Source organism: Neisseria sp. P0021.S007 (assembly GCF_051956855.1).
Genome location: NZ_JBQCXA010000368.1, coordinates 1 through 779, shown reverse-complemented (window position 1 = coordinate 779; position 779 = coordinate 1). Strand labels below are relative to the sequence as shown.

1 protein-coding gene is annotated in these 779 nt (G+C 53.8%); it reads right to left on the bottom strand.

The window, feature by feature from the left end; all coding sequences use genetic code 11:
* A partial coding sequence (gene pncB, locus ACTHUR_RS13400; protein WP_440399023.1) for a nicotinate phosphoribosyltransferase occupies positions 1–779 on the bottom strand: 779 nt, incomplete at both ends.

Genomic DNA, 779 nt, shown 5'->3' with positions numbered 1-779 from the left:
AATCGTTGGTCAGGTTGGTACCGATACCGAAACTGGTTTTGAAACGGTCTTTGAAGTATTGGTGCAACGCCCATGAACGCTCAATATCGAGGCCGTCTGAAAAGGTCAGCATTTTGGTGCTGCTGTCGATTTTGAGTTTTTTGTAATGCTCGTAGGCTTTGTCGCCCCAAACATAAGGATCGCCGCTGTCGTGGCGCAGGCCGTCGAAGAGTTTGGCAAAGTACAGGTCGAAGTCGCGCAAGAAGGCATCCATGCCGACTACGTCGGTCAGGGCGATACCGAGGTCGCCGCGGTATTCGTGCACCCAACTTTCCAGCGCGGCTTTTTGGAAATTGCGCAAACGTACGTCCAAGGCTTGGAAGGCTTGGAGGAACTCGTGCGCCATGGTGCCGATGGGTGTGATGCCGATTTTTTTGGCCAGATAAACGTTGCTGGTACCGCGCACGATATCGGGAGCAGCTTCCAGCAAGGTGCGGATAACGTGTTCCTGCCATGCGAGGGTGTAGCGGCGGCGCGTGCCGAAATCGGAAATAAGGAACGGCGGATCATTTGGATTTTGTGTAGCTGCAATTTCTTTCAGCTGTTGCGCTTTGGCCTGCAAACGGCGCTCGCCTTCTTCGATGACGGCAGGCGTTTCCAAGCTGCGGAAATAGAGTTCGTTGACGATGGCAAGAATGAAAATCTCGAAGAACATCGCCTGTATCATCGGGCCTTCGATGCGGATGTTCAGACGGCCTTGGTCATCAGGGCTGACTTGGACGAAGCGGCGTTGGAGTTGG